This window comes from Streptomyces sp. SKN60 (assembly GCF_026236535.1).
Lineage (GTDB): Bacteria > Actinomycetota > Actinomycetes > Streptomycetales > Streptomycetaceae > Streptomyces.
Genome location: NZ_JAHTMW010000003.1, coordinates 48,488 through 70,462 on the forward strand (window position 1 = coordinate 48,488; position 21,975 = coordinate 70,462).

At 73.3% G+C, this 21,975-nt stretch carries 19 protein-coding genes; 12 read left to right on the top strand and 7 right to left on the bottom strand.

What is annotated here, in order from left to right; genetic code table 11:
* Positions 1-26: 26 nt before the first annotated feature.
* The 7 genes from KV205_RS06195 (at position 27) to KV205_RS06225 (ending at position 7,350) form a co-directional block, all read left to right on the top strand.
* A complete protein-coding gene (locus KV205_RS06195; RefSeq protein ID WP_265862824.1) occupies positions 27-1,052 on the top strand; it encodes a TIGR03557 family F420-dependent LLM class oxidoreductase in 1,026 nt (341 codons plus the stop codon).
* Positions 1,049-2,848 carry a thiamine pyrophosphate-requiring protein gene (locus KV205_RS06200; protein WP_265862826.1) on the top strand — a complete coding sequence of 600 codons (1,800 nt, stop codon included), beginning with the start codon at positions 1,049-1,051 and terminating at the stop codon, positions 2,846-2,848. The genes KV205_RS06195 and KV205_RS06200 overlap by 4 nt, the downstream gene beginning before the upstream one ends.
* 6 nt (positions 2,849-2,854) lie before the next feature.
* Complete coding sequence (locus KV205_RS06205) at positions 2,855-3,274, top strand: hypothetical protein (RefSeq protein WP_265862828.1); 420 nt, start codon at positions 2,855-2,857, stop codon at positions 3,272-3,274.
* Complete coding sequence (locus KV205_RS06210) at positions 3,271-3,894, top strand: gluconate 2-dehydrogenase subunit 3 family protein (protein ID WP_265862829.1); 624 nt, start codon at positions 3,271-3,273, stop codon at positions 3,892-3,894. The genes KV205_RS06205 and KV205_RS06210 overlap by 4 nt, the downstream gene beginning before the upstream one ends.
* Complete coding sequence (locus KV205_RS06215; RefSeq protein ID WP_265862830.1) at positions 3,891-5,600, top strand: GMC family oxidoreductase; 1,710 nt, start codon at positions 3,891-3,893, stop codon at positions 5,598-5,600. Before KV205_RS06210 ends, KV205_RS06215 begins: the two co-directional genes overlap by 4 nt.
* A 300-nt stretch (positions 5,601-5,900) precedes the next feature.
* On the top strand, positions 5,901-6,602 hold the full coding sequence (locus KV205_RS06220) for a HemK2/MTQ2 family protein methyltransferase (RefSeq protein WP_265862831.1): 702 nt from the start codon (positions 5,901-5,903) through the stop codon (positions 6,600-6,602).
* A gap of 55 nt (positions 6,603-6,657) precedes the next feature.
* Entirely contained in the window at positions 6,658-7,350 is a 693-nt protein-coding gene (locus KV205_RS06225) for an HAD family hydrolase (protein ID WP_265862833.1), read from the top strand.
* A gap of 12 nt (positions 7,351-7,362) precedes the next feature.
* Here the strand turns inward: KV205_RS06225 and KV205_RS06230 are convergent, their stop codons facing one another.
* The gene (locus KV205_RS06230; RefSeq protein ID WP_265862834.1) at positions 7,363-8,661 is read right to left on the bottom strand and encodes a cytochrome P450; all 1,299 of its coding nucleotides are present in this window, start codon (positions 8,659-8,661) and stop codon (positions 7,363-7,365) included.
* 162 nt (positions 8,662-8,823) lie between these two features.
* Here KV205_RS06230 and KV205_RS06235 point away from each other — a divergent pair, with 162 nt between their 5' ends.
* Positions 8,824-9,084 carry a CDGSH iron-sulfur domain-containing protein gene (locus KV205_RS06235; RefSeq protein WP_265862835.1) on the top strand — a complete coding sequence of 87 codons (261 nt, stop codon included), beginning with the start codon at positions 8,824-8,826 and terminating at the stop codon, positions 9,082-9,084.
* A 94-nt stretch (positions 9,085-9,178) separates the two neighbouring features.
* Positions 9,179-10,291: an iron-containing redox enzyme family protein gene (locus KV205_RS06240; RefSeq protein WP_265862836.1), complete on the top strand. Its 1,113-nt coding sequence runs from the start codon at positions 9,179-9,181 to the stop codon at positions 10,289-10,291.
* On the opposite strand, the gene KV205_RS06245 is transcribed toward KV205_RS06240, so the two are convergent.
* Genes KV205_RS06245 through KV205_RS06265 form a run of 5 tightly spaced genes read right to left on the bottom strand, consistent with a single transcriptional unit; the run spans position 10,254 to position 17,473 of the window.
* Entirely contained in the window at positions 10,254-11,456 is a 1,203-nt protein-coding gene (locus KV205_RS06245) for a type III PLP-dependent enzyme (protein ID WP_265862838.1), read from the bottom strand. The genes KV205_RS06240 and KV205_RS06245 overlap by 38 nt on opposite strands.
* The gene (locus tag KV205_RS06250; RefSeq protein ID WP_374214634.1) at positions 11,453-13,240 is read right to left on the bottom strand and encodes an IucA/IucC family siderophore biosynthesis protein; all 1,788 of its coding nucleotides are present in this window, start codon (positions 13,238-13,240) and stop codon (positions 11,453-11,455) included. The genes KV205_RS06245 and KV205_RS06250 overlap by 4 nt, the downstream gene beginning before the upstream one ends.
* Entirely contained in the window at positions 13,237-14,502 is a 1,266-nt protein-coding gene (locus tag KV205_RS06255; RefSeq protein ID WP_265862841.1) for an MFS transporter, read from the bottom strand. Before KV205_RS06255 ends, KV205_RS06250 begins: the two co-directional genes overlap by 4 nt.
* Positions 14,499-16,286 (bottom strand): IucA/IucC family protein, encoded by a 1,788-nt coding sequence (locus KV205_RS06260; RefSeq protein WP_265862842.1) that lies wholly within the window; start codon positions 16,284-16,286, stop codon positions 14,499-14,501. Before KV205_RS06260 ends, KV205_RS06255 begins: the two co-directional genes overlap by 4 nt.
* Positions 16,283-17,473, bottom strand: a complete 1,191-nt coding sequence (locus KV205_RS06265; RefSeq protein ID WP_265862844.1) for an ATP-grasp domain-containing protein — start codon at positions 17,471-17,473, stop codon at positions 16,283-16,285. Before KV205_RS06265 ends, KV205_RS06260 begins: the two co-directional genes overlap by 4 nt.
* Before the next feature lie 225 nt (positions 17,474-17,698).
* On the opposite strand from KV205_RS06265, the gene KV205_RS06270 reads away from it, so the two are divergent.
* On the top strand, positions 17,699-18,583 hold the full coding sequence (locus tag KV205_RS06270; RefSeq protein ID WP_374214635.1) for a (2Fe-2S)-binding protein: 885 nt from the start codon (positions 17,699-17,701) through the stop codon (positions 18,581-18,583).
* 99 nt (positions 18,584-18,682) lie between these two features.
* On the opposite strand, the gene KV205_RS06275 is transcribed toward KV205_RS06270, so the two are convergent.
* Positions 18,683-19,681, bottom strand: coding sequence for an ABC transporter substrate-binding protein (locus KV205_RS06275; RefSeq protein ID WP_265862845.1), 999 nt, complete (start codon positions 19,679-19,681; stop codon positions 18,683-18,685).
* 131 nt (positions 19,682-19,812) lie between these two features.
* Here KV205_RS06275 and KV205_RS06280 point away from each other — a divergent pair, with 131 nt between their 5' ends.
* Both KV205_RS06280 and KV205_RS06285 read left to right on the top strand, forming a co-directional pair.
* Entirely contained in the window at positions 19,813-20,889 is a 1,077-nt protein-coding gene (locus KV205_RS06280) for a FecCD family ABC transporter permease (RefSeq protein ID WP_374214636.1), read from the top strand.
* Positions 20,886-21,974: an iron chelate uptake ABC transporter family permease subunit gene (locus tag KV205_RS06285; protein WP_265862848.1), complete on the top strand. Its 1,089-nt coding sequence runs from the start codon at positions 20,886-20,888 to the stop codon at positions 21,972-21,974. Before KV205_RS06280 ends, KV205_RS06285 begins: the two co-directional genes overlap by 4 nt.
* Position 21,975 lies beyond the last annotated feature (1 nt).

Here is a 21,975-nt window from a genome sequence, read left to right on the forward strand (position 1 = left end):
CGGCGACCCGCACTCATGGAGGCGTCATGACCGAGTTCGGCTACTTTCTCTCCTGTGAGGAGTTCGGGCCGGGCGACCTCGTCGAGCAGGCCCGAATGGCGGAGGACGCGGGCTTCCGCTCGCTATGGATCTCGGACCATTTCCACCCGTGGAACGACGAGCAGGGCGAGAGCCCCTTCGTCTGGTCGGTGATCGGGGCGCTCTCCCAGGTGAGCGGGCTGCCTGTCGAGACCGCCGTGACCTGCCCGACCGTACGCATCCACCCCGCGCTGGTGGCTCAGGCGGCCGCGACCTCACAGATCATGCTCGACGGGCGGTTCCGGCTCGGGCTCGGCAGTGGTGAGGCGCTCAACGAGCACATCCTCGGGGACCGCTGGCCGCCCGCGGATGTGCGCCTGGAGATGCTGGAAGAGGCCGTCGCGGTGATCCGACAGCTGTTCACCGGGGAGGAGGTCGCCCACCACGGCCCGCACTACACGGTCGAGAACGCCCGCCTCTACACGCTCCCCGCGACTCCGCCCCCCATCGATGTCTCCGCCTTCGGACCGAAGGCGGCCGACGTCGCCTCCCGGATAGCCGACGGCTTCGTCAGCACCGCGCCGGACGCCGGTCTGGTCTCCCGGTTCCGGGCACGCGCCCCCGAGCGGCCCGCGTACGCGTCGACCAAGGTGTGCTGGGCCGAAACCCGTGAAACAGCGGTCCGCACGGCTCACCGGCTCTGGGCGATCGAACACCTCCCAGGGGAACTGGGCCAGATCCTTCCCACCCCACGCCACTTCGAGCAGGCCTCTGAACTGGTGACCGAGCAGGCCGTCGGCGCGGCCGTACCCTGCGGCCCCGACCCGGAGGAACACGCTCGCCACCTGCAGGAATACGTGGACGCCGGCTTCGACCGGGTTCACATCGGCCAGATCGGCCCCGAGCAGCGCGGGTTCTTCGACTTCTACCGCAAAGAGGTGCTCCCGCTGCTGGCCGGCGCCGACAAGAGCCCAACTACTGGGACCACTGGACACTGGAACCTCGACGGCGCCGACGGAGGTGAGCAGCCGTGACGAAACAGACCGTCGGAGACCAGCTGCTCGACAGGCTCCGCGCCTGGGACGTGAGCCATGTCTTCGGCTACCCCGGCGACGGCATCAGCGGCCTGCTCATGGCCTGGGCGAAGGCCGGTGACGACCCCTTGTTCATCCAGGCCCGGCACGAGGAGATGGCGGCTTTCGAAGCGGTCGGCTACGCCAAGTTCTCCGGGCGTCTCGGGGTGTGTGCGGCGACCTCCGGCCCTGGTGCCGTCCATCTCCTCAATGGTCTGTACGACGCGAAGCTCGACCACGTTCCTGTCGTGGCCCTCGTCGGCCAGACCGACCGCAGTGCCATGGGCGGCTCGTACCAGCAGGAGGTCGATCTGCACACGCTGTTCAAGGACGTGGCGAGCGCCTATCTGGAGACCGTCACCGTCCCTGAACAGCTCCCCAACGTCCTCGACCGGGCCGTCCGGACCGCGTACGCCCGCCGCGCCCCGACCGCCGTGATCATTCCGGCGGACGTCCAGGAACTGCCGTACTCCGCCCCGGAGCACGCCCACAAGATGGTGCCCTCCAGCCTCGACGCCAGCGGCTGGGCGCCCGTTCCCGACGATGCGGCTCTCGCTCGCGCCGCCGACGTCCTGAACGCGGGCACCCGGGTGGCCGTGCTGATCGGCCAGGGCGCGGCGGGCGCGGCCCGCGAGGTCGAGGGGATCGCCGAGCTGCTCGGCGCGGGCGTGGCGAAGGCCCTGCTCGGCAAGGACGCCCTGAGCGACGAACTACCGTATGTGACGGGCGCGATCGGGCTGCTCGGCACCCGCCCGTCGTACAAGCTGATGCGGGACTGCGACACCCTGCTCACGATCGGCTCCAACTTCCCCTACTCGGAGTTCCTGCCGCCGTACGGGCAGGCTCGCGCCGTCCAGATCGACATCGACGCGCACATGGTCGGACTGCGCTATCCCTACGAGGTCAACCTGGTCGGGGACGCGGCAGCCACCCTGCGCCGGCTGCTTCCCCTGCTCCTGCGCAACGACGACCGCGGCTGGCAACGGACCGTGACCGCCGGTGTGCGCCGCTGGAAGAAGGTCATGGACCGCCGAGCCGCCCTCTCGGCGGACCCGGTCAACCCCGAGTACGTGGCCCACGCGCTCGCCCCGCTCCTGCCGGACGACTCGATGATCACCGCGGACGCGGGCTCCGTCGCCAACTGGTACGCGCGCCACGTCACGATGCGCCTGGGCATGCGTGGCTCGCTGTCGGGCACCCTCGCCACCATGGGCAGCGGCGTCCCGTACGCGATCGGTGCCAAGTTCGCCCACCCGGACCGGCCGGCGATCGCTCTCGTCGGCGACGGCGCCATGCAGATGAACGGGATGGCGGAGCTGATCACGGCGGCCAAGTACGCACTTGAGTGGGCCGATCCCCGGCTCGTGGTGGCCGTCTGGAACAACCAGGACCTCAATCAGGTCAGCTGGGAACTGCGGGCCATGGAGGGAATGCCTCCCTTCGCGGCCTCCCAGTCCATCCCCGACGTGCCCTACGCCGCCTTCGCCCGCTCCCTCGGCATGACGGGCCTCCGCATCACCGATCCCGGCGACGTCGAGGACGCCTGGCGGCAGGCCCTGACGGCTGACGGGCCCACCGTCCTGGACTTCCGCACCGACCCGGCCGTGCCGCCCATCCCGCCGCACGCGACCTGGGAGCAGATCGAGGCCACCCTCGCCTCCCTGGCCCGCGGCGACGGCCACCGCGGTCACGTGGTGCTGCAGGGCCTCAAGGCCAAGGCGCAGGAGCTGTTGCCGCATCGTCCCGGCGGGCGGTGACACGTCGTGCGCGAGCTGCTCGAAACGGTGCGCGAAGGGCGGGTGCAGCGTGTCCTCTCCCTCGCCACGGGCCTCGGCGCCGCGGTCAGCGGCGCCGAGATCTTCCTGGAACACGACCGGGCCTCCTTCGGCAACCGCGTCATGTGGTGGCCGGTCTGGCTCGGCCCGCTCGGACTCGCCGCCGGAATCGCCGGCTGGGCCGACCCGCGGGCGGCCCGTACCGTCCTGCCCGCCGTCTCCGCCGCGCTCGTCCTCAACGGGCTGCAGGGCACCTGGCTGCACATCCGCGGGATCGCCGCCAAACCCGGCGGCTGGCGCATGGCCCGCTACAACCTGGAGCTCGGCCCGCCGCTCTTCGCTCCGCTCATGGTCAGCGGAGTGGGCGCGCTCGGCCTGCTCGCCGCGGTGTCCCGGAGGGAGCGATGAACCCCCGGCGCCCTCGACCGCGCGCGATGCGGCAGGCGCACGCCTGGGACCCGCACACGCGGGCGGTTGTTCAGGCCCGGCTGGCCCCGCCGTCCTGCCGCTTCCTCACCCCGGCCGAACAGGCCATCGCCGGGCCGCTCCTCGACCTGCTCACCGGGCAGGCACACACCCCCGGCCGAGTCCCCCTGCTCGCTCTCCTCGACCGGCGGCTCGCCGAAGGCCCCGCCGACGGCTGGCGCCACGCCGACCTCCCCGAGGACGCCCTCGCCTGGCGGCTGTCGCTGGGCGCCCTCGATGCCGAGGCGCGACTCCGCCACCGCGGCACGGGGTTCGCCGGCCTCACGACCGGTGACCGCTACCGGCTGTTGCACGTGCTGTGCACCCGGGCCCGCAGCACCCTGCCCGCTCCGCCCTGGCACGGCCTGCCCCTCCGCCACGTCTGGGAGCTGTGGATGCGCCACGCCTGCGCCGCCTACTACTCCCATCCGCTCGCCTGGGACGAGACCGGATTCGGCGGACCCGCCTCCCCCCGCGGCTATGTCCGCCTCGGCCGCGGCACACGCGAGGTCTGGGAGGCGCCGCACCCGGCGCCGACCACGCCGACGGAGTCCCCGCCGTGATCCGGCGGCCCGGCGCCCCCGTCGGTCGCCCCACCGGTCTCCGCGCCGCCTGGGACGCAGCCGCGGGCACCCTCCGGGAGACCCTGCGCCCCCAGGGCGCACTGCGCGCCCGCAACGCCTCCGCCTGGCTGCCGCCCGCGCACGAACTCCTGCCAGCGATGCGCCGGTTCGCCGACACCGACGAGGTGGACCTCGTCGTCGTCGGCTGCGGCGCCGGCGGGGCCGTGCTCACTCAGCGCCTGGCGCGGGCCGGCTGGCGGGTGGTGTGCCTGGAGGCCGGGCCGTTCTGGGACCCGGGGCGGGACTGGGTGAGCGATGAAGAGGGCTCCCGCGGGCTGCACTGGACCGGGCCGAGGGTCGTGGACGGACCCGACCCGGTGCCGCTCGGCGCCAACAACTCCGGTCGGGGCGTGGGCGGTTCCATGGTCCACTTCGCCGGCTACGCACCTCGGCTGCACCCCTCCGACCTGTGTACCCGCACCGCCGACGGGGTCGGCGCCGACTGGCCCCTCGACTACGCCGACCTGGCCCCGGGGTACGCCCGCCTCGAACAGGAACTGCCCGTCGCCGGCCAGTACTGGCCCTGGGGCGCCCCGCACCCCTACCCGCACGCCCCGCACCCGGTCGGCGGCAACGGCCAGGTCATGCTGGAGGGCTGCGCCGCGCTCGGCATCGAGGCGCGAGTCGGCCCCGTCGGCATCGTCAACGGGCGCTTCGGCGCCCGCCCGCACTGCGTCTACCGCGGCTTCTGCCTCCAGGGCTGCACCGTCGGCGCCAAGGCGAGCCCGCTCAACACCCACGTCCCCGACGCCCTCGCGCACGGCGCCGAGATCCGCGCCGACGCCATGGCCACCGAGGTCGTCACCGACCGCGGCCGGGCCACCGGGATACGGTACGTGCGCGACGGCCGCGAACACCTCCAGCGCGCCCGGGCCGTGGCCCTCGCCTGCTACGCGATCGAGTCCCCGCGGCTCCTCCTCAACTCCGGCCTGTGCAACGAACACGACCAGGTCGGCCGCTATGTGATGGTGCAGGGCGCGCCCCAGGTCGCGGGCCGGTTCGACGACGAGATCCGGATGTACAAGGCGCCGCCTCCCGAGGTGACGAGCGAGCAGTTCTACGAGACGGACCCGGCCCGCCCGTACCGGCGCGGCTTCTCGGTGCAGACCGTCTCCCCGCTGCCGGTCGTCTTCGCCCGGCACCTCGCCGAAGCCGGCCACTGGGGTGCCGAACTGCGCGAACGGATGCGCGGCTACCCGTACTGGGCCACCCTCGGCGCGCTGTGCGAGTACCTGCCGCAGGCCGCCAACCGGGTCACCCTGGACGCCGAGACCGATGCGTACGGACTGCCCGTCGCCCGCTTCACCCACGGCCGCTGCGCCAACGACCGGCTCGTGACCGAGGCCGCCACCCGCACCATGGCCGACATCCTCACCGCCGCCGGCGCCCGCGAACTCGTCGCCGTCGAGCGCTACGCCCATCTGGTCGGCGGCTGCCGGATGGCCGACCGGCCCGAACACGGGGTCGTCGACGCCGACCTGCGCACCTTCGCCGTACCCAATCTGCTCGTGACCGACGGCAGCGTCCTGCCGACCCAGGGCGCCGCCAACCCGGCCCTCACGATCATGGCCCTCTCGGACCGGGCCGCCGCCCGCCTGATAGCCGGATCCCGGGCCGGCCTCCCGCTCGCCCGGAGCCCGCGCTGAACGCCGCCCAAGTCGTCCCATCGGCTGTCCCCACAGCGCGAGCACGCCCCGAAGGCACGGGCCTCGGACGTCCGGATCATGATCAAGCTCCTGACTGCCGGCCTCAGCGCGCCTTGGCGCGGGTGGGAAGACCACGGCCGGGCAGTCGCGAGGCCGGCACCCCGTCCCGGCCGCGGAGTGACCGCAGCGGGGAAGGCCGGCACGACGAGTGTCCGGGCCTGCCCCGGGTACTCGCGGAAAATGACCACGACGACCAGAACGACCACGGCTTCCGAGTCGGCCACGGCTACGACCACGACGATGAGGCTGCTCAGACCGCCCGGGGTGTACGCCCCGCAGGGCGACACGTCCCTGCTCCTGGAGAGCCTCGCCCGCGAACGGCTGGAGCCCGGCCTCCGCACGCTCGACCTGTGTACGGGGACGGGGATCCTCGCGATCGCGGCGGCCCGCAGAGGGGCGGAGGCGACCGCGGCCGACATCTCCGGCATCGCCGTCGCCGCAGCTCGCCTCAACGCCGTGCTCCACCGCTGCCGGGTCCGGGTCCTGCACGGCGACCTCACGGAACCGGTGTTCGGCAAGCACTTCGACCTGGTCACGGTCAATCCGCCCTATGTGCCCGCCGCCGCGCCCGGTGCGCCCGCAGCCGGGTCGCGCCGCGCCTGGGACGCCGGGCCGGACGGGCGTCTCCTGCTCGACCGCATCTGCCGAGCCGTTCCGGTCCTGCTGGCGCCCCGCGGCGTGCTGCTGCTCGTGCAGTCCTCGCTCAGCGGAGTGGCCGCCAGCCTGGCCGCTCTGGGCCGGTCGGGCCTGTGGACCCGGGTCATCGCCCGGCGCATGCAGCCGTTCGGACCGGTCATGACGGCGCGGGTCCCGTGGTTCGAGCGCCAGGGCCTTGTGCCACCCGGAACCACCGACGAGGAGTTGGTGGTGATCCGGGCGGTCCGCAGCCCCGTCCGTATGCCCTCGGCGATACAGGGCACTCGTGACCGCGAAGTGGCATGACCGAACCACACGATCAACCGGTTCCGCTCGGCGGGCTCGATGTGAGGAGGACACCATGACTTCGCGTGCGGCACGAGCGTCCCGGGGCGCTGCCCTGTTCGACGTCGACGGGACCCTGGTGGACACCAACTACCTCCACACCCTCACCTGGTGGCAGGCACTGCGCCGGCACGGTCATGACATACCGATGTCCCGCATCCACCGCGCTGTCGGCATGGGCGCCGACCGCCTCCTCGACGCGGTCCTCGGGGAGCGGCGCCAGCGCTCCGAGGACAGTGCGATCGCCGACGCGCACGGGACGTTGTACGCCGTGTGGTACGAGAATCTCCGTCCCTTCGAGGGCGCGACGGAGCTGCTGCGCGCGGTGGCCGCACGCGGATGGCGGGTCGTGCTCGCCAGCTCGGCCTCCGAGGAGGAGGTCGCCGCCGTCCGCGGGCTGCTCGACGCCGACGAGGTGATCGAGGCGGCCACCTCGGGCGGAGACGTGGACGCCACCAAACCCGCACCCGACCTCGTGGAGACGGCCCTGGAAGCGGTGGGCGCCGAGCCCGAGGACGCCGTCTTCGTCGGTGACACCGTCTGGGACGTAGAGGCCGCCGGGCGTGCCGGACTGCCGTGCATCGGCCTGCTGACGGGCGGAACCTCGCGCGCCGAGCTGGAGGACGCGGGCGCGGTACTCGTCTGCGAGGACGCCATGACCCTGCTGCGGCGGATCGACACCAGCCCGCTGTCCCGGCCCCCGCGGTGACCGCCGGGGCCATCAGCCGTGCACAGCCCCGGCCCCGGCGCCGACGACGATCCGGAGACCGTCTCGCGGTCGCGTCGGGATCCGGTTGAGCGGGATGCGCAGGTCCTGCTCGGGAACGGTGAAGTCGAGCCGGGCCAGCATCGGGGTCAGTTCGGCGAGCACCGCGACGGTGATGTCCTCGCCCGGGCAGCGGTGCCCCTCGCGCGGACCACCGCCCTGCGGGATCAGCGCGTCGGTGTGCGGTGAGGCGGTCAGGAACCGGTCCGGGACGAAGCGATACGGGTCCTCCCACAGAGCGGGGTCGTGGTTCCGCCCGTACACGTCGAGCAGCAGCAGGGTGCCGCGCGGCACCCGCTCCCCGTTCAGCACGAGCCCGTCGGGCGCGAGGGCGCCGATGAACGGGACGAACGGATAGAAGCGGCGCACCTCGTGCGCGAAGGACCGGGCGAGCCCGGCCGGTTCCTCCGCCGCGAGCCGCCGCCGCAGACGGGGCCGCAGGCTCATGGCGTGGGTGGCGAAGGTCAGGAACCAGGTGATCGCCACCGTGGGTCGCGCGATGTTCAGCAGTTCCACGGCTGCGGTCGCCGGGTCCAGCAGCGATCCGTCGGCGTCGCGGTGGGCCACCACCGCCTCGAAGGGCGTGCGCGGCAGCTCGGCGGGCGGCGCAGCCCGGGCTCGTACGACCTCGGCGGCCAGCAGCCGCTCCTGCCTCTTCCGGGCCCGCCGGGCCCGCAGATGGCGCGGTCCCGGTGTGGCGAAGCCGTCGACCATGGCCACGCAGTCCCGGCCCAGTCGTACGGTGCCGCCGGCGTCGTACCCGGGCAGCCCCGCCCAGTCGCGCACGGCGCGGGCGAGGACGAGCCCGCCCTCGTCGAAGAGCGTGACTTCCTCGCCCTCCCGTTCGGCGAGACGCTCACGCAGCCCCTCGGCCGCTCCGCGGGCCAGCGCGCCGACCTCCTCGGGACCGGTGAGCCAGGACAGGAACATCGCCTTGCGGACCTGGTGTTCCAGGCCGTCGAGGGTGTGCACCGCGCCCCGGCCGAAGAGCGTGTCGAGGACGGGACCGGGCAGCGCGCCGGAACGTTGCGCGTGGTGTTCGTCGTAGAAGAACGCGACTGCCTCGGGGCCCCGCAGCACCCGTGTCGGACGCCCGAACAGCCGGGTCGCTACCGGATCCTCGCCAGGGTGGTCCCGTCGCAGCCCGGGCAACCATCCGTACCCCTTCAGAAGCAGCGCGAGCGTGCGGTCGACGCCGGAACGCGGCACCGCCGCGCCGTCGGGGTTCGAGCTGTCGTGGTAGGAGAGGCTCATGGTCCGACTCCCTTCGCCCTGGGGCGCCCCGGGGCGTCGCGGTCGCCTGCTGTCGGCGGCTACCCCGTCCCGTGTCACGCACGCGCCACCCGGGGCATACCGGCGCCGCAACGGGGCAGTCGCCGACCCGTCACTCGCGTGAGCCCGCGAGGGGAGGTCGCCGTGAGTGCTGTGAAGCAGACCGCCGAGAACCCGGACCCCGCGCCCCGGAGGCCCTCCACGCGGATCGCGCCCGTGGTCGACGGGCCTCTGTTGGTCGAGGGTCCCGCGGAGATCGTGCTGGCCGACGGAACCGTCCGGCGCAGCGACCGGCCCGTCGTCGCCTTGTGCATGTGCCGCCGCAGCCTCAGGGGGCCGTTCTGCGACGCCAGCCACCGCCGCCGCATGCGGCCCGGCCGGCGCAGCCCGGAGCGATCGGGCTGAGCACAGGCAGCCGCGTGCCGGCCTGAGTGCGGGCCCCGCCCTCCGAACGGCGCACGCATCCGGATCCGGGCGAGGAACGTGAGGAGACCGTGCCATGACCACCACACCCCTGCGGGAGCACGGGGGACCCACGACCCCGGGCGGCGGCCCCGAGCTGCCTCCTCCGCGCGGCGAGCTGTCCGAGGCCCTCATCGCCCACCTGCGCGAAGGGGCAGGCCCCCTGCCCGGCCGCCGTGCCGCCGAGGCAGCCGATCCGTACGGGGAAGACCTCCAGCTGGCCCTGCACCTCGGCTACGAACTCCACTATCAGGGCTTCGCGGGCGTCCCCGACGATGCCGAGTGGGATCCCGGTCCGCTCCGGATGCGCTCCTTGCTGGAACGGCGCTTCGAGGACGCGCTGCGTGCGGCGTGCGGTCGGCCGGACGACCCCGACGAGGTGTTCGGACGGCTGCTGACCGAACCGTCCGACGGCAACGGCGACGGCGTCTCCCACTACCTGATCCGCCGTGGGACCGCGCACTACGTGCGGGAACACGCCGTCCTGCGCTCCGTGCACCAGCTCCGCGAGGCCGACCCGCACCTCTGGGTGGTGCCGCGACTCCAGGGCCGCGCCAAGGCCGGCATGATCACGATCCAGTACGACGAATACGGCTGCGGTCGGGCCGAGCACATGCACGCTCGTCTGTACGCCGACCTCATGCAAGCCCTGGGTCTCGATCCGGCATACGGCCACTACCTCCCGTTCGTCGGCGCTCCGGCCCTCGCCAACGCCAACCTGATGTCGCTGCTCGGCCTCCACCGAGCCCGCCGGGGCGCCCTCGTCGGACACTTCGCCGCTCTGGAGATCGCCTCGTCGCCCGCCGCGTCCCGGATGGTCGCCGCGCTGCGCCGGACCGGCGCCGACGAAGCCGCTGTGCGTTTCTACGACGAACACGTGGAAGCCGACGCCGTCCACGAGCAGCTCGTACGACGCGAGGTGGTCGGCGGACTGCTCGCCGACGAACCGGCGCTCGCCCCCGACGTAGCCTTCGGCGCCGAGGCCACGACCTTTCTCGAAGAGGCATTCGCCACGCACGTCACCCACGCATGGGGAAAGGGCACCACGGCGCTGCGCGCCCCGCTTGTGCCGAACACCACGGACCGACAGCCCGAGGTACCCGGGCCCGATCTCACCCGAGGAAGTGGAAGCCCGGCCGGGGGTGCATGAGGAAGTCGTGGTGCGAGATGTTCCAGGCGTACGCGCCCGCGAGGCCGAAGGCCACCCGGTCCCCGGCTCGCAGGCCCGGTGCCGGGACGTGCCGGGCGAGGAGGTCCTTGGGGGTGCAGAGCTGGCCGGTCAGGGTGACCGTGTCGGATCCGGCGGCGGGGCGGGGCCAGGGGTGGGGCCAGGAGGGCACGGGAAGTACCGAGCAGGGCTGGTCGTGGCCCTTGGTCGCGGGGGTGCGCAGGTGGTGGGTGCCGCCGCGGACGACGGCGAAGTCCTCGCCGCGGCTGCGCTTCACGTCCAGGACCTCGGTGGCGTACCAGCCGCAGTAAGCGGTGAGGGCGCGGCCCGGCTCGATGCGCAGGGTGAGGTCCGGGTGGTCGTCCAGGAGTCGGGTGAGGCCCTTGCCGTAGGTGGACCAGTCGTAGCGGCGCTCGGGGGTCGTGTAGTCGACGTGCATGCCGCCGCCGACGTCGACCTCGGTGAGGCGGACGCGGTGCCGGGCGGCGAGTCGGGTGGCCCAGGTGACCACGGATTCGGCGACGCCGATCTGTTCCTCGGCCTCCAGGCCGCTGGCGAGGTGGGCGTGGACGCCCAGGAGCCGCAGCTGTGGGAGGGTGCCGCCGGTCAGGAGGGCGACGGCGGTGTCGGCGTCGGCGGGGTCGAGGCCGAACGGGGTCGGCCGGCCGCCCATGGCGAGGGAGCTGCCCTCCAGGGACGCGGCGGACAGGGGAAGGTTGAAGCGGAGCAGGACGCCAACCGGGGTGTCCGGGGCCCGGTCGGCGGCCAGGTCGGCGAGGACGCGCAGCTCGTGGAGGCTCTCCAGGTGGAAGCGCTCCACCCCGAGGTCCAGGGCCGCGGCGATCTCCGCCGGGGTCTTGCCGGGACCGCCGAACGCGAGGGGGCGGCCGGGCACGGCCCGGCCCACGTGGGCCAGTTCGCCGCCCGACGAGACCTCGTACCCGTCGACGTACGGCGAGAGCGCGGAGAGCAGTTCCGGTTCGGGGTTGGCCTTGGCGGCGTAGTACAGCTCGACGCGCTCGGGCAGCGCGGCCCGAACCCCGGCGGCGTGCTCGCGCAGTGCCGTCAGGTCGTAGACGTAGGCGGGCAGGCCGTCGGAGGGCAGGTCGAGGACGAGGTCGCGCACGGCGCGGGTGGGGGCGGTCATCGGGCGTGGCTCCACGAGTCGTCGGACGCTCCGGACAGCACGTCCTCGGCGAAAGGGGAGGGAAGGCGGACGTACCCGGCTTCGCGGTCGGCCTTGCGCTCCCAGCGGGTGAGCAGGTTGGCCTTGGCGGGCAGCGGGACGCCGGCGAGGAGCGCGGCGAGCCGGGGCGGGCAGCCGTGGCGGTCGGCGTACGTCTGAAGGGTCGAGCGGACCTGGGCCCACAGGGCGGGCTCGGTCTCGGGGTGCAGGTCGGCGACGGCGGCCAGCATCTCGGCGATGTGGTTGACGAACAGGCAGTACACGACGCGGTCCCAGCCGCGCTCCGCGTCGTACGTCATGGGCCCGGCCACCTCGGCGGGCAGCGCGGCGAGGGTGTCGGCGTGGTGCTCGGGCAGCAGCTTGGTGCCCTCCAGGTCCCGGAAGAGCACCTGGGCGGGCATGGAGTCGTCGTCGACGCAGACGACCACGTTCTGCAGGTGGGGTTCCAGGACCAGGCCGTGGTCGAAGTAGGCGGCCAGGACGGGCGGGACGAGGAGCCTGAGGTACGCGCTCCACCAGTCGAGCGCGGTGCCGGGGCCCGCGCCCCCGAGCAGGCGCGAGAGGTGACCGGGGCCGCTGAGGTACTCGTCGGCGACGGCGGCGGCGAGCAGTGGCGTGGTGCCGGGGAGGATCCGGGTGGCGAGGCCCTCGCGGACGATCACGCCGAAGCCTTCGAGCAGACCGCGGTCGGGGTCTCCGTCGGGGCCGGGGAGGGCGAGGCTGCGGTAGGCGGGTTCGCGGAGCATGGCGCTGCCGGGGAACCGGACGGTGAGCTCGTCGAGTGCGGGCCCGAGGAGCCGGGTCAGGGCGACGGCGCCGCTCAGCTCGTAACTGGCGTTCTTCCGCAGGCAGTTGGTGATCCGGACGTTCAGGCTGAACTTGAGGAAGGTCTCGCGGTCGTAGAGGGTGCGGACGGAGGCCGTGGCGGCGAAGGGGGTGCCGCCGGGCCCGAGGTCCAGGATGTCGCCGCGATCGAGGGCGGCACGCAGTGCGGGGTGGCCGGCGAGCATCTCGTACTGCCAGGGGTGCGCGGGCAGCAGCCGGTAGCCGTCCGGTACGTCGCCGGCCCTGGCGTCGGCGAGCCGGTCGAGCGGCGCGGTCGCCGTCGGCTCGGCGGTCTCCTCGATGATCAGGTCCTCGCGGACGGCGAGGTGGCGCAGCGGGAAGGCGGCGCCGATCTCCGGGGCGTACGCGAGCCAGGAGGCGGCGTCGCCGGTACGGGCCTTGGGGGTGGGGTGGAAACGGTGGCCGAAGAGCAGGGACTGCTCGGAGGCGAGGTAGGTGTCCTGGCCGGCCGTGTCCTGGTCGCCCGCGTCCTGGTCGCCCGTGCCGGTCGTGCGGGCGGCGAGCGCCGCCGTGACGGCCTGGTGGCTGGAGGCGATCTGGTCGAGGAACTCGTCGTTGCGCACGCCGGTACGCGCGGACAGCTCGTCCTGGACGTATCCCGCGAGGCGCCGCCATTCGATGCGCTCCCAGGTCCCGTCGCGCTGCTCGTGGACCGGTCCGGTGAAGCGGTGCGCGCCGAGCAGCGACGTACGCCGCAGCGCCACGCGCAGCACCACGCCACGGCGGGGCAGGCGCAGCAGGAGGTGGCCGTCGCTGGCGGCTGTCTGGTGCTCCGGTCCGGAGACCTCGCGCAGCAGGCAGTTGAGGAGGGTGTGCGCCACGACCGTGTCCGCGTCCGGCAGTTCGGCGGCGGCTGGGGTGGGGTGGGCGGTGCCCTGCGTTCGGGTCGGCGACATCATCGGCTCCAGCGGGTGCGGAGGGGGTTCAGGAGGGGCAGAACGGTGGGCACGACGGTGGCCAGGGCCACGGCGGTGCCCGTGAGGACCGGGGCGGCCGGTCCGAAGAAGCCGTTGCCGACGGCGGCGGCGACACCTGCCGCGACGGCGCCGCCCTTCGAGAAGAACTCGAGCGAGCCGAACATGCCGCCGGGGGCCCGGCCCTTGGCGCAGTCGGCGGCCAGCGCGGACAGGCAGACGAGGCCGAGGGTGAGGCCGGCCCCGAGCACGAGACGTACGGCGGTGAGGGCGGGCAGCGAGTCGGCCGCGCCGTGACCGGCGAGGCCGAGCGCTATGCAGAGGAAGCCGAGGGCGAGGCCGAACCGGGGGCGGTGGTGGAAGGACTTGTGCACCGCCATCGCCGTGGCCAGGTAGCACAGGTGAGGCAGGGCGAACAGCACACCGGAGACGGCCGGGGAGGTGCCGGGGAGCCGGTGCTCGATGAGCGAGACGAGGTAGGGGAAGGAGATGACGGTGGAGAAGACGAAGGCGAACTCCAGGGCGTACAGCGCCCGCAGGGAGGTCGCCTCAGCCCCTGCCTGCGGTTTTGCGGCCTCCGGTACATCCTCCGGAGCGTCCTGTGCCGTCGGCGTCTGGGCGTGCCCGCCCCGCGACTCCGGCAGCGCCCCGATCAGCAGGGCCGCGGTGAGCGGCAGCACGGCCAGCAGGGCGTACTGCCGGTGCGGCGAGAGCCAGGGCGACAGGGAGCCGACGACGATCGGCGCGAAGACGAGGGCGGCGCGCGCCGCGCCCTGCATGAGGGTGAGGGCCTTCGACAGGGCCGGTCCCTCCAGGGCCGCGCCGAGGTAGCCGTTGGACGCGGCGAACGTGCCGCCGAGGATGCCCTGGAGGACGAGGGCGGCGGTGAAGGGCGCGATCGAGTCGGCCCAGCCGGCGAGCAGGAACGCCACGGCCAGCCCGAGTTGGGCGCGCAGCAGCAGCCGCTTGCGGCCGTAGCGGTCCGCGAGCCGGCCCCAGAAGGGCGCGCCGACGGCGCCGAAGACGGTCGGGACGATGTAGAGGACGCCGGCCCAGCGGGCGGTGGGATCGCCGAGTTCGGGCAGGATCCGGGTCAGGAAGGGCGGCAGGCCGAGCGCGGCGAAGGATGCCACGAAGTAGCACCCGGCCACGGCGTGCACCTGCCGGCGGGCGAGGACGGGGCCCGCCGCGGGCGCGACGGCCGCTGCCGCGGTGGCGTGGTTCGGCGGGGCGGCGGTTGCACTCATCCTTCGACCGTCCTCAGGTAGTTGGGGCCAGTGGTGTAGTGCTTGTTGATGTCCGCCGCGCCCGACCGCTCCTTGGACAGCAGCGTGCCGGCGGTGACCATGGCCTTGACCGGGAGTTCCGCCGCGTCCAGGACGTGCGCGCGCAGCACGGCGCCGGGCTCGCCCGGACCGGTGCCGAGCCGCTCGACGCCCTCGGCGAGGCGGTCCCGTATCAGCGCGAGCAGCGTCGTGAGCGGGGCGCGGCCGTGGTGGGCGAGGCCGAAGGCGTAGGCGCCCGCGCACAGGTGCACGGTGATGGTGGTGAACAGGTCGGTGACGGCCCGGTCGTCGTCGCCGAAGATCCGGGGGTCGTCGAAGGCGGCCGGGTCGGGGGCGTCGGCGCCCAGGGTGTCCCGCAGCCGCCCGGTGTGGATGCGCGGGCCGTCGTTGTCCTTCAGCAGCAGCCGGAGCCGGGCGGCGCCGTCCGCCGCCCGGTCGAGGACGAGCGAGATGTTCTGCTGGTGGGACTCCAGGGCGATGCCGTACCCGAACAGGGTGGTCTGCCAGTCGAGCAGCAGGGCGAGGACGGCGTCGAGCAGGGCCACCGGGTCCCCGCCGTGGAACCGGTCCGCGAGGTGGTCGATCACCAGCCGGCCTCCGGGGGCCTCGCTGAGCAGCGCCGCCATGGGGACGACGACGGAGTCGTCGAGGCCGGCCGGGTAGCGGCGGCACAGGACGGCGAGGAGCTCGTGCCCGGCGTGGGCGTACACCGTCTCATCGGCGTGCAGAATCGTTTCGCGGAACCGCGGCTCCCGGGCGATCACGGTCTCCAGGAGCCGCTGACCCGCCACGCCGTCGACGAGCGTTCCCGGCTTGATGGTGCGCCGGTTGCGCAGTCCCAGGGTCGCGGTGGCCAGCGGCAGCTTGAGGTGCAGGGAGGGGTCGTCGGCCAGGGCGACCGTCCGCATGGAGAGGGTCGGTACGACCTCAAGGTGGGGGCGCGGAGCAGGCACCGCCCGCTCGTGCAGGCCGGTCGCCCGCAGGGCCTCCTCCAGCGGCGCGCCCGCCGTCAGCGGATGGGCGGGCAGCGCGAGATGAGTACGCGAGAGCGCCGGCAGCCCCAGCTCGGACGGCGACGGCCAGAAGGCGGGCAGGCGGTCGGCGCCGCCCGGCACGGTGACGGCCTCGCGGGGCACGGCGACCCAGCGCAGGGCGAAGCGCGGGTGGAACTCGGGGGCGTACACGCGCACCTGATCGTCGTCCAGGCCCGAGCGGCCCCGGGCGGTGGGGTACACCGGGTGGTCGAGGCGGGCGGCGAGCGTGTCGTGCGCGAGACCTCCGGCGTACCCGGTCCAGCGGGCCGGGTCGTCCCCGTGGAGGTCGGCGAGTCGGGCGACGGTCTCCTCGCGGGTCCGCTCGTGCAGCCGCATGGTGGCGAGGGTCTGCCGGCATTCCTCGGTGTACGCGTCGAAGCCGGGGTGGTCGACCGGCTCGGCCAGGGCCTTGAGGGCGGCGAGGATCTCGTCGTACGTGGTCAGCGTGCCGCCGTCCGGCTCTCGTACGAGCAGCGGCAGCCGGGCCGCGTACGTGCTCTGGAAGCCGTCCTCCGCGACCGGCAGCAGCAGAGCGCCGCCGTCTTCGGTGGCCCGGCGCAGCCATGGGCCGTCCGTCCGCCGGACGAGGGCGCTGCGGCTGCGCAGCCCGGCGACGTCCTCGCGCAGCAGCGCGGACAGCACCCGCAGGAGCAGGTCCCGTTCAGCTCCTTCGCTGCCCGGGGCGCGTGTCTCTTCGACGAGTGTCGTCACGGCGCGATCTCCCAGCGCTGCGCGGCCAGGAAGTCCGTGACGACCCGGTCGACGGTCGCCTGGTCGGTGCCGGTGGCCCGCAGCACGCCGAGGTAGTCGCGGTTGGTGCGGTAGAGCTCGTGCCGCTCACCGGTCTCGCGCAGCGGCCGGTACGTCAGTCGCACTCCGCCGGTGTCGAGGTCGACGGGGCCGGGGGCGGACACGAGCGTTCCGGCGGTCTCGGCGCAGGGGTAGTCCAGGCGGGCCGCGCCGTCGGTGCGGGCCCCGAGGTCCGCGGGCAGCGGTTCGCCGAGGTGGGCGCGCAGGATGTGTTCGAAGAGCGGGATGTCGAGGAGCTGGGCGAGCAGCAGGTCGCACTGGTCGCCGATGGCCCGGTAGTTCACCTCGATGATGCGGGCCCGGCCGTCGTGGACGACGAACTCGGTGTGGCAGGCGCCGAAGCCGACGCCGAGGGCGTCGAGTTGGGCGAGGACCTGCTCGACGACCGGCTCGGGGTGGGCCGGGACGAAGGTCAGCCGCTCCTCGATGAAGTACGGCGGCGGCGACAGTTCGGTGTGGAATCCGCCGAGGACGTGCCGGATCCTTCCGTCGCCCAGCGTCTCCAGGGTGCACAGCTCACCGGCCAGGAACTCCTCCACGACCAGCGCGGCCTCGGGCCGCCGGGTCTGTATCTCCTTGCAGCGCAACGGGAGTTCCTCGCCGCTCGCGACCAGGACGACGTCCTCGCTGGCGACCCCCTCGCGCGGCTTGACCACGCAGGGGTAGGGCACGTCGAGTGCGGTGAGCGAGGACGGGTCCTGCCCGGCGGGGAGTTCGGTGGACCAGACGGTGTCGGCGCCGGTCAGGGCGAGATGGCGGCGCAGGTGTGCCTTGTCCTTGGCTCGCAGCGCGGCTCGCCAGTCCTTGGCGGGCAGGCCGAAGTACTCGGCGGCCAGCGCGGCCTGGGTCTGGAGGTGGTCGCTGTTGGTGAAGACCGCGTCGGGCCGGTGGTGGGTGGAGATCCGGGTGATGACGGCGCGGAAGTCGCGTACGTCGCACTCCAGGATCTCGATGTCCGGGTAGGTCCGGCGATGGGAATCCGGCTGGTCCGTCAGAACGGTGACGTCGAGACCGAGGCGGGCCGCTGCGGGGAGGAACCCCTCGGTGACCGAGTCGGTGGGATTCAGGGCGAGCAGATACAGCCGCATGGGAATGCCGGGGCCTTCCGGGGAGGGGACGTGTGGTGCGGTGGCGGGGAGGCACGCCCCGCACGGCACCGCGACGACGAGTTTAGGTTAGGCAACCCTAAGCTATCAACAGCCCCTCACCCCAACGGCCCATGCGCGTACGGCCGATGGGGTGCGCCGATCTACGCTTACCCTGATCTCCACTAAGGTAAGCCTGACCTCACTTACTCGCGAGAAGGAGCTTCGATGAGCAGGGATCCGGGGCCGTGGACCACCACCGCGGGCACGGTCGGGCGCCATGCCCTCGTCGAGGCGTCTCCCCTCACCGTCACCTACCGGCGAACCATCGCGGCCTGCGACGCGCTCGACGTCCGGATCGTCGCCCCGGGGGCGATGGACGACCCCGCCGCCTTCCTGCCCGACGGGGCGGACCTGGCCTGCGCCCCCGGCGTCCTCGACGCGTTCCTCGACGCCTCGGCGGCCCGTATCCGCGCACGCCACGGCCACGCTCCGCGCAGAGACGTCGCCGCCTCCCGGGCGCTGCACGACTACCTGTGGTCCGTCAGCCTCCTGATGAGCGGGGCCTGGTACCTGGATCGCCGCGTGCCGCGCATCGCACCGCGTGACATCCGCGTGGACCTGACGACGGGCGCGATCGGCATCGTCCCCGGGCAGGACTTCGCGTGCCTGCCGGACGACCCGGCGGCGGGCACGGCCGCGGCCCGGCTCGTGGACCACGAGAACGAACTGCGGGCCGAGTTGCGGGCCGCAGTCGTCGATCACGTGCGTCCGCTGCTCGCCGCGATCGGCCCGACGATCCGGCGCGGACCGCGCGCCCTGTGGGGGATGGTGGCCGACGATCTGCTCTCGGGCGTCTGGTACCTCGGCCGGATGCTGGGCCAGGAGGAGCGCGCGGTGCGCGAGGCGACCGAGCTGCTTCCGACGGCGATCCCGCCTTTTCCGGGAGGGGCCGACTTCCGGCGCCTCGGCGGCCGCGACGGTCGCCGCCACCCGACCCGCACACGCGCCGGCTGCTGCCTGTACTACACGATCGAGCCGGACCGGGCCTGCCTGACCTGCCCGAGGACCTGCGACGCCGAGCGGCTGCGCCGGATCGAGGGCGAGGACTGAGCGCCGCAGCGCACCCGGGGTACGGCGACGGGCCGGCGCCCGCGGCCGTACGGTCTCGTACGTCCGCCGGCAACCGGCCCGTCAGGAACGGCCCCGCGACTACTTCGCCGGGTCGACCTTGAAGATCTTCGCCATGTCGTCGAGCACCAGGTCGGCGCCCTGGAGCGAGACGGAGGTCATCCAGACGGCGTCCTCGACCTCGTGGACGTTGCCCTTCTGCACCGCGTTCAGGCGCTTCCACAGCGGGTTGGCGAGGAACTTCTTCTTGCGCTCCTCACCACCCGAGAAGGTCGTCATGAAGATGTGGTCGGCGTCCGCCTGCCCGATCTGCTCCTCGCTGATCTCGATGTTGAACTTCTCCTGGTCCTGCTGGTTGGCAGGCCGCGCGAGCCCCATGTCGGTCAGGATGATGCCGCTGAAGGTCTTGGGCAGGTAGATGCGCGTCGGCCCGTCGAGGAAGCGCGTCAGCGAGTACGTCTGCCCGGGGTTCTTGGCGTTGATCGCGTCGCCGATCTTCTTCGCGCGCGTCTGGTACGCCGTGAGCTTGTCGGCGGCCTTCTTCTCCTCACCGAGAGCCGTGCCCAGGAAGGTGATGTTCTCCTTCCAGATCGGGCCGGTGGTCTTCACGAAGACCGTCGGCGCGATCTTGCTCAACTGGTCGTAGAGGTCCTCGTGACGGACCGTCGCCGACACGATGAGGTCCGGCTTGAGGGCGGCGATCGCCTCCAGGTTCGGGCTGTCGAGCGGGCCGACGTCCTTGGTGTCCTTCACCGCGTCACCGAGGTACGGGGGGAAGCCCTTCTGGTCGCGGTACGAGCCGATGCCGCCCACGAGCGGGGCGTCGAGGGCGACGACGGCCTCGACGAGGCTGTTGTCCAGCGCCACGACGCGCTTGGGCTTCGTCGTGATCTCGGTCTTGCCCTTGTCGTGGGTGACGGTCCGGGGGAAGCCCGCCTCGGAGGCGGCGGCCGGCTTGTCGGCGGCGGACTTCTCGTCACCGCTTCCGCTCCCGCAGGCGGCGACGGAGAAGGCCAGGGCCGCGGTGAGCAGGGCGGCGGCGAGCCGGCCGGGCCGGCGGCGCTGGGTGAGGGTGTTCATGGGTCTCCCATACACGGACTGTCGCTTAGGTAAGGCTTACCTGAGCGGGCGCTGTGAGGATAGCGTCTCTCCGTGACCGGATCCATACGGTGGGATAGTCGTACACTCAACCGTTAGGCATGCCTTACCTTATGCAGGTGTCTGTGAAGCCCGTCGCCGAAGGGGCGGCCACCGCGCCCCCACCTGCCCCACCACGCCCCCAGCCCCCACGAGTTGCGGCGCGCGCCGTCGTCGCGGCCCTGCTCGTCGCCGCGCTGATCGCGGCGGTCTGCGCCTCGCTCGCCATCGGCACCAAGTCCGTGCCGCTCTCCGACGTCCTGCACGCGATCGGCGGCGGGACGGACGGCGACGCGGTCATCGTCCGCGAACTGCGCATGCCCCGCACCTTCCTGGGCCTGCTCGTCGGTCTCGCGCTCGGCGCGGCCGGTGCGGTCGCCCAGGACATCACCCGCAATCCGCTGGGCGACCCCGGTCTCATCGGAATCAGCGCGGGCGGCTCGTTCGCCGTCGCGGCCGGTATCGGAGCGTTCGGGCTGACCAGTTCGTACCAGTACATCTGGTTCGCCTTCCTCGGCGGGGCGCTGGCCGGGCTGCTCGCCTACGCGGTCGGCGGCACCGGGTACGGCGGCGCGACCCCCGCCAAACTCGCCCTGGCCGGCGCGGCGGTGACCGTGCTCCTCGACGCCGGCACCAACACCCTGGTCCTCCTCGACGTCCGGACCCTGGACCAGTACCGCTTCTGGGCCGTCGGATCGCTCGCCGGACGTGACGCCCATCTCGGCCTGGAACTCCTGCCGTTCGTCGTCGTCGGCCTCCTGCTCGCGATCGGGCTGAGCGGCCGGCTCAACGCCCTCGCCCTCGGCGACGACCTCGCCACCACCCTCGGCACCAAGGTCCGCACCACCCGGCTCCTCGGCGCCGTCGCGGTGATCCTGCTGACCGGCGCCGCCGTCGCCGCGGCCGGGCCCGTCACCTTCGTCGGCCTGGTCGTCCCCCATGTCGTCCGGGCGTTCACCGGGCCCGACGCCCGCTGGCTGGTGCCCTGTTCGGCGCTCGGCGGCGCCACGCTGATGCTCGGCGCCGATGTCGTCGGGCGCATGGTCGCCCGCCCCGGCGAGCTGGAGGCGGGCGTGGTCACCGCGATGCTCGGCGCCCCGTTCCTCGCCCTGCTGGTCAAGCGCGGCAAGCTCAAGGAGCACACCCGATGAGCCTGCCTCGTACGACCACTCCGCGCATGGCCACCACGCTGCGCCTGGAGTTCGGCCCCTTCGGTGCGGCCCTGCGCCTCCGGGTGGCCCTCACCGTCGTCGCCCTCGTCCTGATCGGCTTCGCGGGGCTTGTCGCCTCGGTGTCGCTCGGCACGTACGCCATCCCCGTCGGCGACGCCCTGAACGCCGTCCTCGGCACCGGCGAAGGCGCCGCCGACCTGATCATCCACGAGCTGCGCCTGCCGCGTGCGCTGACGGCCCTCATGGTCGGGGCCGCGTTCGGCCTGGCCGGGGCCGTCTACCAGGCCGTCACGCGCAACCCGCTCGCCAGCCCCGACCTCATCGGCATCGCGGCGGGATCCGGCGTCGGCGCGGTCGGCGCCATCCTCGTCGGCGGCGTCACCGCCGCCGGTGCCGGAACGTTCGTGGCCGTGCCCTTCGGCGCCCTGGCCGGCGCGCTGCTCACCTCCGCCGCCATCTACCTGCTGGCCTTCCGGGACGGCACCATCACCGGCTACCGCTTCGTCCTCGTCGGCATCGCCGCCAACGGCGCACTGGTCGCCCTCACCCGCTGGATGCTCGCCCGCGCCGACATCGACCAGGCGTCCCGGGCCATGGTGTGGCTCACCGGCAGCCTCAACGGACGCGGCTACGAGCACGTCCAGTGGGCCGGGCTCGCCCTCGCGCTGCTGCTGCCGCTGACCGTGGCGCTGGCCCGCCCGTACCAACTGCTCCAGTACGACGACGACACCGCGCGCAGCCTCGGCATCCCGCTGCGGTACGCCCGCATCGCGCTGCTCGTCCTCGCCACCTGCCTGACCGCCCTGGCCACCTCGGCGGCCGGCCCGATCGCCTTCGTCGCCCTCGGCGCGCCGCAGATCGCCCGCCGGATCGCGGGCACCCCCGGCATCCCGATGGTGTGCAGCGCGCTCACCGGGGCCGTCCTGCTCATCCTGGCCGACCTCGCCGCCCGGACCGTCCTCGCCCCGACGGAACTGCCCGTCGGCGTGCTCACCGGCGCCGTCGGCGCCCCGTACCTGCTGCTGCTCCTCGCCCGTACCAACCGGGCCGGAAAGGGAGGCTGAC